Genomic DNA, 13,156 nt, shown 5'->3' with positions numbered 1-13,156 from the left:
TTGGTCTAAACGTCTGCCAAATGACGCTGCAGGCTCTTGGTGCCGCGCGATATTGTTTCTCTCACTGGGATGGTAGAGGTGATGGACCGGCGGGTTGGAGTTTGCGTCAAGCTGTCCATGGGGACGGCATCGGGCCTTTTGATGCTGGCCGCGGCAACGGCCGCGTCCGCACAACAGGGGAGCAATGGCGGAACGATTGCGCTCGATCCGGTCGTCGTCAGTGGTGGGACGGGCACGAGCCCGGTGACGGGCTATGTCGCCAAGAAAACCACGGCAGGCTCCAAGACCGACACGCCGATCGAGAAGGTTCCGCAATCGGTGACCGTGATCGGCCGTGACCAGCTGGAGGCTCGGCAGCCCCAGAAGCTCGACGAAGTCTTCTACTACACGGCCGGCGTAACCGGTGCGCCCTATGGCTATGACCCCCGCACCAACTGGGTATTCATCCGCGGCTTCGACGCCAGCCAGACCGGTATCTTCCTCGATGGCCTGCCGCTCTACCAATATGCCTTTGGCAGCTTTTATGTCGATCCCTACGCTCTCGAGCGCGTGGAGGTGCTGCGCGGCCCCTCCTCGGTGCTCTATGGCGGCGGCAATCTCGGCGGCATCCTCAATCTCGTCTCCAAGCGGCCGAGCGATGAGCCGCTGCGCCGGATCGAGGCGGGCATCAACAGCTGGGGCCAGGCCACCACGGGCTTCGACTTCGGCGGCAAGCTCGATGAAGCCGGTGTGTGGACCTATCGCCTGACAGGCCGAATTGCGGGCGGCGGTTACGAAACCGACAAGGCCAGGGGCTTCCAGGGCTTCATCGCCCCGGCCCTGACCTACACGCCCAACGATGCGACCAGCCTGACGCTGCTGGCCAACTACACCAATATGGATCTCGACCATACCGGCGGCTTCCTGCCCTATTACGGTACGGTGAAGGCGACCCGCTTCGGGCGCATTTCCCGCGATTTCTATTCCTCCGAACCCTCGGACGACCTGTATCGTCGCTCGCAGGCGATGATCGGCTATCAGTTCAAGCACGATTTCAACGATGCCTGGACCTTCCGCCAGAACGTGCGCTACGCCTATCTCGATACGCGCGAGCGCTACGCCTACCCTTATGGCTATGAGGTTCCCGGTTCCTCGACGCCGTGGGTGCCCTCTCCCGTGCCGGTGTCCGACGACAACCAGCTTCATCGCCTCGGTTTTGCGCACCACACCACGGTCAACACCTTCTCGGCCGACAACCAGCTCGAAGGGCGGTTCGACACCGGGCCGCTGGCGCATGACCTGCTGTTCGGCCTCGACTACAAATACTATGCCATCAACCAGATGCAGGGGACTTTCACGACCACCCCCCTGAGCGCCACCGATCCGGTCTATGGCACGCCGCAGGGCGGGGTGGTAACGCCCTATCTGCGCCAGAAATATACCATGCACCAGCTTGGCGCCTATCTGCAGGACCAGATCAGCTTCGCCGACAATTGGCTGCTGACCCTGAACGGGCGCTATGACCGGGTCTGGACGGACAGCACCGCCTCGGTCGGGAATGCCAATTTCAACGGGGTCGAGGGTGCCTTCAGCGGCCGCGCCGGCCTCTCCTACGCCTTCGCCAACGGCATCACGCCCTATGTTTCGGTTTCCCGCGGCTTCAACCCGGTGATCGGATCGAATTTTGCCGGCCAGCCTTTCAAGTCGGAGACCGGCGTTCAGTATGAGGCCGGCGTGAAGTATCGCCCGACCTTCTTCGATGGCCTGATCACGGCGGCTTATTACGACCTCACCAAGCAGAATGTGGTGACGCCGGACACCGAACATCTCGGCTTTAGCAACCAGCTCGGCGAGGTGCGCTCACGCGGCCTCGAAGTCGAAGTACAGGCCAACGTCACCGATGCCCTCAAGATGACGGCGGCCTTCACCGCCTCGCAGATCCGCATCAAGAAGGACACCGATCCCACCGTGGTCGGAAAGCGGCCGAACGTGGTGCCGGAAACCACTGCCTCGCTCTGGGCCGACTATACCTTCCAGGATGGGGTGCTGCAGAATCTCGGCCTGCAGGGGGGCATTCGCTACATCGGCTCGTCCTATGCCGACAACCAGAACCTCTACAAGGTGCCGGCCGCCACCCTCGTCGATCTCGGTATGCATTACAAATACAAGGCGTGGGACTTCGCCTTGAACGTGAACAATGTCTTCAACAAGCGCTACGTTGCGGGCTGTTCCGGTATCTATGGCTGCAACTACGGCGCGGGCCGCGTCGCAACCCTGAAGGCCAGCTACACATGGTAGATTTTCGCCGCAACGGGCCCCTCATGGTCCTGATTTCGCTTGCCTCGATGGTACCGGTTCGGGCCTTCGCCCAGGATGCACAGCCGGCACCGGCGCCCCCGCCGGCCGGCGATCCAGCCGCCGCCGCGGCCAGTATCCTGCCGCATGACCTGTCCCCCTGGGGCATGTTCATGCAGGCCGACGTGGTGGTGAAGGGCGTGATGATCGGTCTTGCCTTCGCCTCGCTGGTGACCTGGACGATCTGGCTGGCCAAGGGTGTCGAGCTGCTGCTCGCCAAGCGCCGGGCGCAGACGGCGGCGCGCCTGCTCGAAACTGCCGAGAGCCTGGAAGCCGCCTCCCAGACCATCCGGTCGCGCCAGTCGGGGAAGGGAGCCGTCGCCGATCTCGTGACGGCGGCCAACCGCGAATTGCTGCGTTCGGACGATTTGCCGGCCGATGGCATCAAGGAGCGTCTGGCGATCGCGCTGGCCCGCATCGAGGCGCGTGCTGGTCGCTCCATGACGCGCGGCACAGGCCTGCTCGCAACCATCGGTGCTACTGCCCCCTTCGTTGGCCTGTTCGGCACGGTGTGGGGCATCATGAACTCCTTCATCGGTATTTCGCAGTCGCACACCACCAACCTGGCGGTGGTGGCACCCGGCATCGCCGAGGCCCTGCTCGCCACCGCGATCGGCCTCGTCGCCGCCATTCCGGCCGTGATCATCTACAATGTCTTCGCCCGCACCATTGCCGGCTACCGGGCTCTCCTGTCGGACGCTTCCGGTGAGGTGCTGCAGCATGTCTCGCGCGATCTCGAGCGCCAGGACCGCGGCGTGGAGCGGGATGGCAACGCCGCTCCGGTCCGCACATTGGCATCCGCGCGCACGCAGACGGTAGGCTGACAGTATGGGCGTCTCCCTCAAGGATCCGCAGGACGGCGACCTGTCGGAAGTCTCCGACATCAACGTCACGCCGTTCATCGACGTCATCCTGGTGTTGCTGATCATCTTCATGGTGGCGGCGCCCCTCTCCACCGTCGATGTCGCCGTCGACCTGCCCGTCTCCAACGCCAAGGTGCAGCCGCGCCCGGACAAGCCGGTCTTCCTGACCGTGAAGAAGGATCTGACCCTGGCGCTCGGCGAAAACACCGTGCCGCGTGAGCAGCTCCAGCCCGCCATCGACCAGCTCACGGGGGCGGACCGCGAGCAGCGTGTCTTCCTGCGCGCCGATGGCGGCGTCGCCTATCGCGACATCATGGCTGTGATGAATCTCCTGCGTAACGCCGGCTATCTCAAGATCGCCCTGGTCGGTCTCGAGGATACCGGACAAGCCGTCAGCACAGGCGCCGCGCCGCAACAATGAGTGAGCAGGTGCCTTTGTCCAGGCTGGCCGGCAAGGCTGCAAGCCTGCCCAACGTCGCCTTGTGGACGGCGGCAGCGGTCGTGATGTTGTTCGTGCATGGTGCCGGTATCTGGGTTGCCCGCGATTGGCATCCGGTCGGGCCGCCTCCCGCCGGAGATCCCTTGCCGGCTATTGAGTTTGATCTGGCCCCTCCGACCACTCTGCCTGAAGCGCCGCCCCAGGAAGCCTTGGCCGAGACTCAGCCTGAGCAGACGCAGGAGACGCCGACCGAGACAGTCCAGCCGGTCGAGCCCGAGCCTGTGCAACCGCAGACTCAGGAGGTCGAGCCAACGCCGGTGGAGCCTCAGCAAGTGCCGGAGCAGACGCCACCGGAGCCTGAACCTGTGCAGCCGGAAACGGTAGAGCCCGAAACGCCGCCGGAGCCTCCCCCGGAGGTGGTGCCCGACCTGCCATCAAAGGACAAGGCGGAGGTGATCCTGCCCGCGGCGCCCAAGCCACAGCCCAAGCCGAAGAAGAAGCCCGCGCCCCGCAAGGAGCCGGAGCGGCAGCGTCCCGTGGTGCAGCCCAAGCCCACCGTCGTCGCCCCTCGCCAGCAGGCGGTCCAGCCCGCGGCGCCGCGCCAGTCGGGCTCGGCAACGGGTGACGAACTCGCCGCCTGGAAGCGCGCCGTATACGCCCGAGTAAATCGGGCAGCCAACTCGATATCGGCAAGCGGAAGGGGCACGGTCCGTGTAACCTTTTCGATCAGCGCAAGCGGGCAAGTTTCATCTCCTCGCCTCGCCGGTTCGAGTGGCAATCCAAGCCTGGATACCAGCGGCGTCAATACCATCCGCCGGCTTGGCTCGGTCCCGCCCCCACCCGGCGGCCGTGCCGCAACCGTGACCATACCCATCATCTTCAAGTGATAACGCCGATGCCTATGACCGCTTCGCAAGAGAGTGCATCAGTTCCGATACCGGCTCTTGCCGATACGGATCTCTTCGCGCTCGAAGACGTCAGCTTCGCCATTCCCGGGCGCGTGCTGCTGCAGCCCCTGACGCTGTCCCTGGCACCAGGCCGGGTAATCGGGTTGGTCGGCCATAATGGCTCGGGCAAGTCGACTTTGGTCAAGATCCTGGCGCGTCAGCAGGCGCCGACCTCCGGTTCGGTGCGATTCGGCGGCACCCTGCTTGGGGACTGGGGCGAACGGGCCTTTGCCCGCCAGGTCGCCTACCTGCCCCAGCACATCCCGCCGGCCACCAGCCTGCTGTCCAAGGAACTCGTCGCACTCGGGCGCTATCCCTGGCATGGCCCGTTCGGGCGCTTCGGCAAGACCGATGCCGAAAAGGTTGCCGAGGCGATGGCGCTGGCCGACGTCGAGCCCTTCGCCGACCGGCTGGTCGATACGCTGTCGGGGGGCGAGCGTCAGCGTGTCTGGCTCTCCATGCTGATGGCGCAGGACACGCGCTGCCTCCTCCTCGACGAGCCGATTTCGGCGCTCGACATCGCCCATCAGGTCGATGTGCTGGCCCTGGTCCAGCGCCTGTCGCGTGAACGCGGCATCGGGGTTGTCGTGGTGCTGCACGACGTCAACATGGCCGCGCGCTATTGCGACGAACTGGTCGCCCTGCATGGCGGCCGCCTGATCGCCCGCGGCACCCCCGCCGAGATCATGACGCCCGCCTGCCTCAAGGCCATCTATGGCATCGAGATGGGTGTGATCCCCCATCCCGAAAGCGGGGGACCGGTCAGCTTCGTGCTATAGCCGCCCTGCGCCGGAACCGACTGCGACTATCGTTTCCGGTCAGGCGGCAGCCTTTACCGAGCGGGCGTCGAACACGAAGCCGAGGAAATTCAGCAGGATCTGCGCCGCCAGGATCGCGGTGCCCCCGGTGTGGTCGTAGTCGGGCGCCACCTCGACCAGGTCTATGCCGACCACCTCGTTGCGGCGCGCCAGCGCCTGCAGCATTTCCAGCACCTCGTAATAGAGGAAGCCGCCATGCGAGGGCGTGCCGGTGCCCGGGGCGATGGAGGGGCAGAAGCCGTCGATGTCGAGGGTGACGTAGACCCGCGCTCCGGCCGGGATCCGATCGATCACGCCCTTGGCCCCGAGCGCGCGCATCTGGCGCACCGACAGGATGTCCGAGCCCATGCGGCGGGCATCGTCATAACCCTCCTTGGCGGTGGAGGAGACGTTGCGGATGCCGACCTGGGTGAGGCCGCTGACATAGGATTTCTCGGCGGCGCGGCGCATCGGATTGCCGTGGCCGTAGCGCACGCCGTGGCGCTCGTCGACGAAGTCGAGATGGGCGTCGATCTGGAGGATATGGATATCGCCGCGCCCCGCAAAGGCGTCGATGCAGGGAATGTTGACGGAATGGTCGCCGCCGATCACCACCGGCATCGCCCCGGCATCGAGGATGGCGGCGACTCCGGCCTCGATGTTGGCATGGCTCTTCTGGGTGTCGGTGTGCACGATGTCGGCATCACCGATGTCGACCATCCGCACCGAAGCCGGCAGATAGGTGCGGTCGTCCTCATGATCATAGGCGCCGGCATGGCCGAAGCTGAACAGCGTGGAGGCCTCGCGCACCGCGCGGGGACCGAAGCGAGCACCGGCGCGGAACTGGGTGCCGAAGTCGAAGGGGGCGCCGAGAATGGCGACGTCGGCGTCGATGTGGCGCCAATCGGCGACATAGGGGCGCTTTGCGAAGGTGGAGATGCCGACGAAAGGCAGGTTCAGCCGTCCGGCTTCGTAGGAATGTTCGCTCATTGCGGGTCCTTGCAGTTTTCAGGCGACGGGGCGAGCTGTGCCGCGCCGCTTCTAGTCGTCGTCGAGAGTGGAGCCGGCGCGGCCGGCCGTCGTCATGGCGATGGCGAGGAGGGTCACCAGCGCGGCGGCCACCAGGAACCAGGCCGGCGCGAGCTTGCTGCCGCTCGCCCCGATCAGCCAGGTGGCGATCAGCGGCGCAGTGCCGCCGAACAAAGCGTTCGCTGCGTTGAAGCTGAGGGCGAAGCCCGAATAGCGCACCCGCGTGGGAAACAATTCGCACAGCAGCGTCGGCAGCGTGCCGCCATTCATGGCGAGGAGGGCGCCGAACAAGGCCCAGATCCCCAGGATCGCCAGGAAGCCGCCGGAACCCAGGCCCGTGAAGCTGACGGACGAGAGCACGATGAACAGCGGCACGGTGAGGATCGCGAACAGCAGCGAGCAGGCGATCAGCACCGCCTTGCGGCCGAGCCGATCCGACAGCGCCCCCATTACGAAGATCGAGGCGAGATAGACCATGAGCGTGATGGTCGAGCCGAGGAATGCGGCGGTTTCGCTGATGCCGAGCTCGGTGGCCAGATAGGTCGGCATGTAGCTGAGCACGAGATAGAAGCCGACGGCGTTGAGCAACGTGCCGCCGAAGGCGATCAGCACCTGGCGGCGGTGTTTGCCGAGAAGTTCGAGCACCGGTGCCGGCGGCACGTGATGGGCTGCCTCCAGGGACTTGAAGTGGCGCGTCTCCTCGAGCCGGCGGCGAATGAAGACGCCGACATAGCCGAAGGGCAGCGCGAACAGGAAAGGCAGGCGCCAGCCCCATGCCTGCAGCTGATCGGTGGTCAGCAGCGCATGCAGCAGAGCGACGAAGAGGGAGGCGGCGAGCAGGCCCGCGGCCTCGCCGGCCGGCACCAGGCAGGTATAGATGCCGCGCCTGCGGTCGGGCGCGTGCTCAGCGAGGAAGGAGGCGGCGCCGGCATATTCGCCCGAGGCGGCAAAGCCCTGCACGAGGCGGGTCAGCAGGAGGAGCACCGGCGCGGCCAGCCCGGCCGTCTGGTAGGATGGCAGGAAGGCGATGACGAAGGTGGCTGACGACATGATGAAGATCGACAGCGTCAGGGTCGATTTGCGGCCGAACCTGTCACCGAAATGGCCCCAGATCACCCCGCCGATCGGACGGACGATGAAGGACAGGGCGAAGACGCCATAGGTGGCCATCAGGGCGCTGCGCGTGTCGGTGGCCGGGAAGAACACCACGGCGATCACCGTCGCCAGAAAGCCATAGACGGCATAGTCGAACCATTCGACGAAGGTGCCGATGAAGCTGGCAAAGGCAGCCCGGCGCAGGACGGGGCTCGTGGCGGCATCGCCACCGGCTCGGAGCCGAGATGGCGTGGTCGCGGCGTGTGGGTGGCTCATGGAAAACGTCCCCTCTTGGATGAAGCTGGATCATCAAGGCGTCGTCCGGCCGGGATGGTGGAGGTGCCTTCTATGGGCATGGGGCAGCCGGGCGATTGGTTGGGGACGATGCCGCAAATGAATGCATTCATAATTCGGAACTTTTCAATTCTTACATCGGGAATTTTGATGTAACGGGAAACTGTCGAAACCTGTCTGTCCCGGGGACCGTCATGCGGATCAGCGACTACATGGTGCGGAACCTGCGCACCTTCTGCGCGGTGGTGGAGCATGGCGGCTTTGGCGGGGCACAGGCCGTTCTGGGCGCGGGCCAGTCCGTGATCTCGACCCATCTCAAGGATCTCGAGCTTGCCTTGGGTTTCACGCTTTGCCAGCGCGGACGTGGGGGATTCTCACTGACCCCGAAGGGTGAGGCGGTCTATCATGAAGCCAAGCGCATGCTGGGCTCGCTCGAGACCTGCGAGGCCAATCTCGGCGTCCTGCGCAGGATTCTCACCGGTCATTTGCGGGTGGGCATCGTTGACAGCGAGGCGGACAACCCCGATTTGCCCGTGCATCGGGCGGTGCAACGCTTTTTCGAACGCGAGCAGCAGGTCCGCCTCAGCCTGGAGGTCGGCACGCCCGAAGCGCTGGGCAAGGGGCTGCAGACCGGAGACATCCATGTCGCCATCGGCCCGTTCCCGAACCGCCAGGCCAATATCGACTATGCGCCTGTCTATGTGGAGGAGCATGCCCTCTATTGCGGGCAGGCCCATCCGCTCTTTGCCGGCGCTACGGCGCAGATCACGCCGGCGGTGATTGCCCGCCATCCCATGACGGTTCGCCCCTATCTGCATCGCGCCGAACTCGCCGCACTACAGGATCCCCTGATCACGGCCTCGGTCTCGAATATGGAAGCGCAGGCCGTGCTGATCCGCAGCGGCTGTTTCCTCGGTTTCCTGCCCGTTCATTTCGCGAGCAAATGGGTCGAACGCGGTGAGATGCGAAGGCTCGACGGACCCGGCCTGGTGTGGCGGTCGCAATTTTATATCGCCTTGCGGGTACAGCCCGAACCGACCGAAGTGGCCCGCCAGTTCACGCGCGATCTCGCGGCGACTTTGGCACTTCCTGGGTTGGGAGAGCGGCTTGGATAATGTCTTTCTATCAAATAGATGGCGACCTTAGCAGTCGATCAGCCCCCTTGGAAAGTTGAACCATTTTGCATCGATCGAATTACCTCAATTCAAATTGAAAGGAGGGTCTGGCAATCGCCAGGCATGGTTAAAATAAACCGATGAAATACGCTCGCCACGATTGCGACCGAATCATTACTTAGCGGTAATCTGGCAAACGGAGACCGATCTATGAAAAAAATTCTGATCACGGTTTTGGCGGGCGCCGTCGCTATGTCGGTAGCGGGGTGTGCGTCGGACAATCCCGGGGACCGGGCGGTCGGTGGCGGCGTGCTTGGCGGCGTGGCCGGTGCCGCCATTGGCGCCGGTGTCTCGAAGAACAAGGGGCGCGGTGCCCTCATCGGCGGTGCCATCGGTGCGGCCGGCGGGGCCGCCGTGGGTGCGGCCACCACCCCGAGCCGCGAACCCGAGCCGGGTTACGATGGCTATGGCGGCGGCCCGCGCCAATGCGCCCAGGTGGGCTATGATTCCTATGGCAACCGGGTTTGCACGGCCTATTACTGAGAAAGCCTGCGAACGGGATGGGCCGTTTCCATCCGCGAGACGGCGACCGGCCTTTTTGGCCGGCTCGCCGTCCGGTCCGCTCCCGGGGTCTGGTTTCTTGCGATGAAATCACCCCAGAGGCCGGGCGCTCCCGCACGGCAAATGACGTCCTGCCTGTTTGATTTCGGCCCGACCGGACAGGTCGCCAAATACGGCCTCGGCCGGCTTTCTTGCCAGCCGGACCCATGTTTTCGCCTAAATCCGGCTTCACATCATTGGCAGCAGAATGGCGGGAACCTGCGGAGCATTTCCCGATGATCATCGGCACCAATCAGTACAGGGCCAAGACTTGACAGGGCCAAGACTTGCTTGGTCATCGGAAAGCCGAAAAGGCCCTTTAGCGCATAGATACGATCGTCGATAAGCGTTGGTCCGATCATGATCGAGGGGCCGCCGCATCAGTTGCAGAAGGAACAGGGCCGCTTCGGGAATTGAAGCGGGTATGGTGGTGGATGAAGGATGGATGGGTGCCTGGTGCACAAGGTGAGCAAGGGAATGGCAGCCCCGCAGAGAGGGGAAGCCTTTCCGTCAAGGCGCGATCTTGGTTTGGCGGGCAGACATTCAATTGGGTGCGCAGGCAAGAGATTTTCTTTGCGCTGCGTCGGGATCAAGAACGGGACGGGCCGTTCGGGATGGTTGACAGTCTGAGGGCTGTTCGCCGACAACTGCGAATGAAACTTGCCGTTTTGCGAAAGTCTCGGTTCGCGGTGGCAACTCAGGCGGACGGGCACCAGCATTTGACCGCCTTGCTCCAGGCCCGGCTGGAAAAGGATTGCACCATGTCCGCCAACACGAATCGACCGGGCTGACGGCATGCGGGGTGTCATCGGAGCGATCGTCCTGTCTGCCATGGTCCATTCCGGCGCGGCGCTGGCTCAGGAAGTAAGACGCTCGGCCGTCGGCTATATGGACGTGACCTGTGACAGGTGGACGGCAAGCGCCAATTCGACCCAGGGCACGGCCTATGCAGCCTGGGTTGCCGGCTTCCTCAGCGGGGCAAATCTTGCCGAGCGGGCGGAGGATTGGTTGATCGACGAGGATGGCACCTCGATTCGCCGCTGGATCAGCGAATACTGCAAGGCCCATCCTGTCGAGACGCTCGGAGCCGCGGCGGTGATGCTGCGCCAGGCGCTTCAGCAGCGTGCGCGGTGATGTGCAAGCGAGGCAGCGCGCCTGCTTCAGCCCAGCTGATCCATTGCATCGGAAAACTCTAATTTGCCGTTGCCGCGGGCTCCCCGAAATTGGTGGTGATGCTCCAGGGCAAGCGCGTTCACGATCGAGCGGCTGCCTGCTCTAACGCTCTGGTTCGATGCGTCATCGTGATTTGAAGCAATTCGTTCAGATCACGCTGCGCTTCGGGAGGCATCGGGACGCCTCGCATCTGCCCGGCGGTGCGATCGTCGAACCCGGGGAGTTCCATGCGCCATCCACGCTACGATATTCTGTTCGAACCGATGAAGATCGGCCCGGTGACGGCCAAGAACCGGTTCTACCAGGTGCCCCATTGCAATGGTGATGGCTATCGCGACCCCTCCGCCGCCGCCGAGATGCGGCGGATCAAGTCGGAAGGCGGCTGGGGCGTCGTCTTCACCGAGCAGACCGAGATGCATCACACCTCGGAAATCACCCCCTTCATCGAATTGCGTTTGTGGGACGATGCCGATATCCCCGCTTTGGCCAGGATGGCCGACGCCATGCATGAGCATGGCGCCCTTGCCGGCATCCAGCTCGCCTATTCCGGCATCAACGGCCCCAATCTCTATACCAAGGAAGTCCCGCGCGGGCCCTCGGCCCTGCCGATTCGTACCTTCACCAATGATCCGGTGCAGGCCCGGGCCATGGACCGGCAGGATATCCGCGACCTCAGGCGGTGGCACCGCAATGCCTTCAGGCGCGCCAAGCAGGCTGGCTTCGATCTGGTCTGCCTCTATGGCGCGCATGGCTTCGGCATCATCCAGCATTTCCTGTCTACCGCCACCAATCAGCGCACGGACGAATATGGCGGCTCCTTGGAAAATCGTACCCGCCTGATGCGCGAGCTGATCGAGGAGGGGCGCGATGCCATTGGCGACACATGCGGGCTGACGCTGCGCATCTCCCTCGACGAGATCATCGGCGAGCTCGGCTTCGGCAATGCCGAGGTGCGCGACATGATCGAGATGCATGCCGACCTGCCCGACCTGTGGGACCTTGCCCATGGTGCCTGGGAGGATTGCTCCGGTCCGTCGCGCTTCAAGGAGGAGGCGGCGCAGGAAAGCCTGGTCGCGGGCATCAAGAAACTGACCCCCAAGCCCGTCGTCGGCGTCGGTCGCTTCACCTCGCCGGACGTGATGGCCCGGATGATCCGCTCCGGCACGCTCGATTTCATCGGCTGCGCCCGTCCCTCCATTGCCGATCCCTTCCTGCCCAGGAAGGTAGAGGAGGGCCGGATCGAGGACATCCGCGAATGCATTGGCTGCAATATCTGCATCACCGGCGACATGACGATGTCGATCTCGCGCTGTACCCAGAACCCCACCTTCATGGAGGAATGGCGCAAGGGCTGGCATCCTGAGCGCATGCAGGCCAAGGGCGCCGGCGAAAGCGTGCTGATCGTCGGTGCGGGGCCGGCGGGGCTCGAAGCGGCGCGCGCCTTGGGGATGCGCGGCTACAAGGTGATTCTCGCCGAGGCCGGCGCCGAGCTTGGCGGCCGGGTGGCGCGCGAATGCAGATTGCCGGGCCTGTCGGCCTGGGGCCGCGTGCGTGACTATCGCCAGTACCAGCTCAGCCAGATGCAGAATGTCGAGATCTATTTCGACAGCCGCCTGTCGGCCGACGACATTCTCGGTTTCGGCTTCGAGCATGTCGCGCTTGCCACCGGCTCGACCTGGCGCCGGGACGGCGTGGCGCGCGCCCATGTCGTGCCGATGCCGATCGATCCGGCCATGCCGGTGTTCACGCCCGATGACCTGATGGAGGGGCGGCTGCCGCCCGGCCGGATCGTGCTGTTCGACGACGATCACTACTACATGGGCGGCGTGCTCGCCGAATTGCTGGCACGGCAGGGCGCGAGCGTAACGCTGGTGACCCCCTCCGCCTATGTCTCCGACTGGACGCGCAACACGCTGGAGCAGGGTGCCATCCACCGCAGGCTCGTCGAGCATGGGGTCGAGATCGTGCTCAACCGGACGGTGGCGCGCATCGATGCCGACGTTGTGGTCACGGCCTGCAGCTATACCGGGGCCGAAGCAAGGCTGGAGGCCGATGGAGTCGTGCTGGTCACCGCGCGCCAGCAGAAGGACGAGCTATGGCAGGCCCTCACGGCGCGGCAGGACGAATGGGCCGGCAGCGGCATCCGCTCCATCAAAGTGATCGGCGATGCCGAGGCGCCGGGGCCGATTGCCTGGGCGACCTATGCGGGGCACCGCTATGCCCGTGAACTGGACGAGCCCGACATCGGCGATGCGCTGCCGTTCAGGCGCGAAATAACCGCGCTCGCGCGAGCTTAGAAACACGATTCGAGTCAAGCTTCACGGGGGTGCAAAGCTTGCATGACGGTTCTGCAAAAAAGTGATGTTTTCAGTGTTGACAGTTCGGCTTGGGTGCCTCTATACAGCGGCCATCGACGGACGGCGTTGCCGCGGATTGAGCGGCGGCGCTGACGTGTCGCTTCACGGACAAG

11 protein-coding genes are annotated in these 13,156 nt (G+C 64.4%); 9 read left to right on the top strand and 2 right to left on the bottom strand.

The window, feature by feature from the left end; genetic code table 11:
* The first annotated feature begins 69 nt into the window (after positions 1 to 69).
* The 5 genes from ABXS05_RS18035 to ABXS05_RS18015 are packed head-to-tail and all read left to right on the top strand — an operon-like array spanning position 70 to position 5,362.
* Positions 70 to 2,277 carry a TonB-dependent siderophore receptor gene (locus tag ABXS05_RS18035; protein WP_376717736.1) on the top strand — a complete coding sequence of 736 codons (2,208 nt, stop codon included), beginning with the start codon at positions 70 to 72 and terminating at the stop codon, positions 2,275 to 2,277.
* Entirely contained in the window at positions 2,271 to 3,158 is an 888-nt protein-coding gene (gene exbB / locus ABXS05_RS18030; protein WP_437178677.1) for a tonB-system energizer ExbB, read from the top strand. Before ABXS05_RS18035 ends, exbB begins: the two co-directional genes overlap by 7 nt.
* A 4-nt stretch (positions 3,159 to 3,162) precedes the next feature.
* Positions 3,163 to 3,618, top strand: a complete 456-nt coding sequence (exbD, locus tag ABXS05_RS18025; RefSeq protein ID WP_311940604.1) for a TonB system transport protein ExbD — start codon at positions 3,163 to 3,165, stop codon at positions 3,616 to 3,618.
* 8 nt (positions 3,619 to 3,626) lie between these two features.
* Positions 3,627 to 4,523 carry an energy transducer TonB family protein gene (locus ABXS05_RS18020; RefSeq protein WP_367624901.1) on the top strand — a complete coding sequence of 299 codons (897 nt, stop codon included), beginning with the start codon at positions 3,627 to 3,629 and terminating at the stop codon, positions 4,521 to 4,523.
* Positions 4,524 to 4,537: 14 nt separating this feature from the next.
* Positions 4,538 to 5,362 (top strand): ATP-binding cassette domain-containing protein, encoded by an 825-nt coding sequence (locus ABXS05_RS18015; RefSeq protein ID WP_367625116.1) that lies wholly within the window; start codon positions 4,538 to 4,540, stop codon positions 5,360 to 5,362.
* Between the two features lie 39 nt (positions 5,363 to 5,401).
* Here the strand turns inward: ABXS05_RS18015 and speB are convergent, their stop codons facing one another.
* Together speB and ABXS05_RS18005 are read right to left on the bottom strand one after the other, a co-directional pair.
* Positions 5,402 to 6,370, bottom strand: coding sequence for an agmatinase (gene speB / locus ABXS05_RS18010; RefSeq protein ID WP_367624900.1), 969 nt, complete (start codon positions 6,368 to 6,370; stop codon positions 5,402 to 5,404).
* A gap of 51 nt (positions 6,371 to 6,421) precedes the next feature.
* On the bottom strand, positions 6,422 to 7,780 hold the full coding sequence (locus tag ABXS05_RS18005) for an MFS transporter (protein WP_367624899.1): 1,359 nt from the start codon (positions 7,778 to 7,780) through the stop codon (positions 6,422 to 6,424).
* A 212-nt stretch (positions 7,781 to 7,992) separates the two neighbouring features.
* Between ABXS05_RS18005 and ABXS05_RS18000 the strand changes: the two genes are divergently transcribed.
* The 4 genes from ABXS05_RS18000 to ABXS05_RS17985 all read left to right on the top strand — a co-directional run bounded on the left by ABXS05_RS18000 (position 7,993) and on the right by ABXS05_RS17985 (position 12,983).
* The gene (locus tag ABXS05_RS18000) at positions 7,993 to 8,913 is read left to right on the top strand and encodes a LysR family transcriptional regulator (protein ID WP_311940615.1); all 921 of its coding nucleotides are present in this window, start codon (positions 7,993 to 7,995) and stop codon (positions 8,911 to 8,913) included.
* A gap of 210 nt (positions 8,914 to 9,123) precedes the next feature.
* Positions 9,124 to 9,456 carry a YMGG-like glycine zipper-containing protein gene (locus ABXS05_RS17995; protein WP_068294316.1) on the top strand — a complete coding sequence of 111 codons (333 nt, stop codon included), beginning with the start codon at positions 9,124 to 9,126 and terminating at the stop codon, positions 9,454 to 9,456.
* Positions 9,457 to 10,308: 852 nt separating this feature from the next.
* Complete coding sequence (locus tag ABXS05_RS17990; RefSeq protein ID WP_068294318.1) at positions 10,309 to 10,647, top strand: HdeA/HdeB family chaperone; 339 nt, start codon at positions 10,309 to 10,311, stop codon at positions 10,645 to 10,647.
* 266 nt (positions 10,648 to 10,913) lie between these two features.
* Complete coding sequence (locus ABXS05_RS17985) at positions 10,914 to 12,983, top strand: oxidoreductase (protein WP_367624898.1); 2,070 nt, start codon at positions 10,914 to 10,916, stop codon at positions 12,981 to 12,983.
* The last annotated feature ends 173 nt before the right edge of the window (positions 12,984 to 13,156 follow it).

The sequence above is a fragment of the Labrys neptuniae genome (assembly GCF_040797145.1).
GTDB classification, from domain to species: domain Bacteria; phylum Pseudomonadota; class Alphaproteobacteria; order Rhizobiales; family Labraceae; genus Labrys; species Labrys neptuniae.
This window is presented reverse-complemented; position numbering and strand designations above follow the sequence as displayed.

What these genes read in the sequence shown, in the direction of transcription:
- ABXS05_RS18035 (WP_376717736.1), top strand. Translation starts at nt 70, where the DNA reads ATGGTAGAGGTGATGGACCGGCGGGTTGGAGTTTGCGTCAAGCTGTCC.
- exbB (WP_437178677.1), top strand. Translation starts at nt 2,271, where the DNA reads ATGGTAGATTTTCGCCGCAACGGGCCCCTCATGGTCCTGATTTCGCTT.
- exbD (WP_311940604.1), top strand. Translation starts at nt 3,163, where the DNA reads ATGGGCGTCTCCCTCAAGGATCCGCAGGACGGCGACCTGTCGGAAGTC.
- ABXS05_RS18015 (WP_367625116.1), top strand. Translation starts at nt 4,538, where the DNA reads ATGACCGCTTCGCAAGAGAGTGCATCAGTTCCGATACCGGCTCTTGCC.
- speB (WP_367624900.1), bottom strand. Translation starts at nt 6,370, where the DNA reads ATGAGCGAACATTCCTACGAAGCCGGACGGCTGAACCTGCCTTTCGTC.
- ABXS05_RS18005 (WP_367624899.1), bottom strand. Translation starts at nt 7,780, where the DNA reads ATGAGCCACCCACACGCCGCGACCACGCCATCTCGGCTCCGAGCCGGT.
- ABXS05_RS18000 (WP_311940615.1), top strand. Translation starts at nt 7,993, where the DNA reads ATGCGGATCAGCGACTACATGGTGCGGAACCTGCGCACCTTCTGCGCG.
- ABXS05_RS17995 (WP_068294316.1), top strand. Translation starts at nt 9,124, where the DNA reads ATGAAAAAAATTCTGATCACGGTTTTGGCGGGCGCCGTCGCTATGTCG.
- ABXS05_RS17990 (WP_068294318.1), top strand. Translation starts at nt 10,309, where the DNA reads ATGCGGGGTGTCATCGGAGCGATCGTCCTGTCTGCCATGGTCCATTCC.
- ABXS05_RS17985 (WP_367624898.1), top strand. Translation starts at nt 10,914, where the DNA reads ATGCGCCATCCACGCTACGATATTCTGTTCGAACCGATGAAGATCGGC.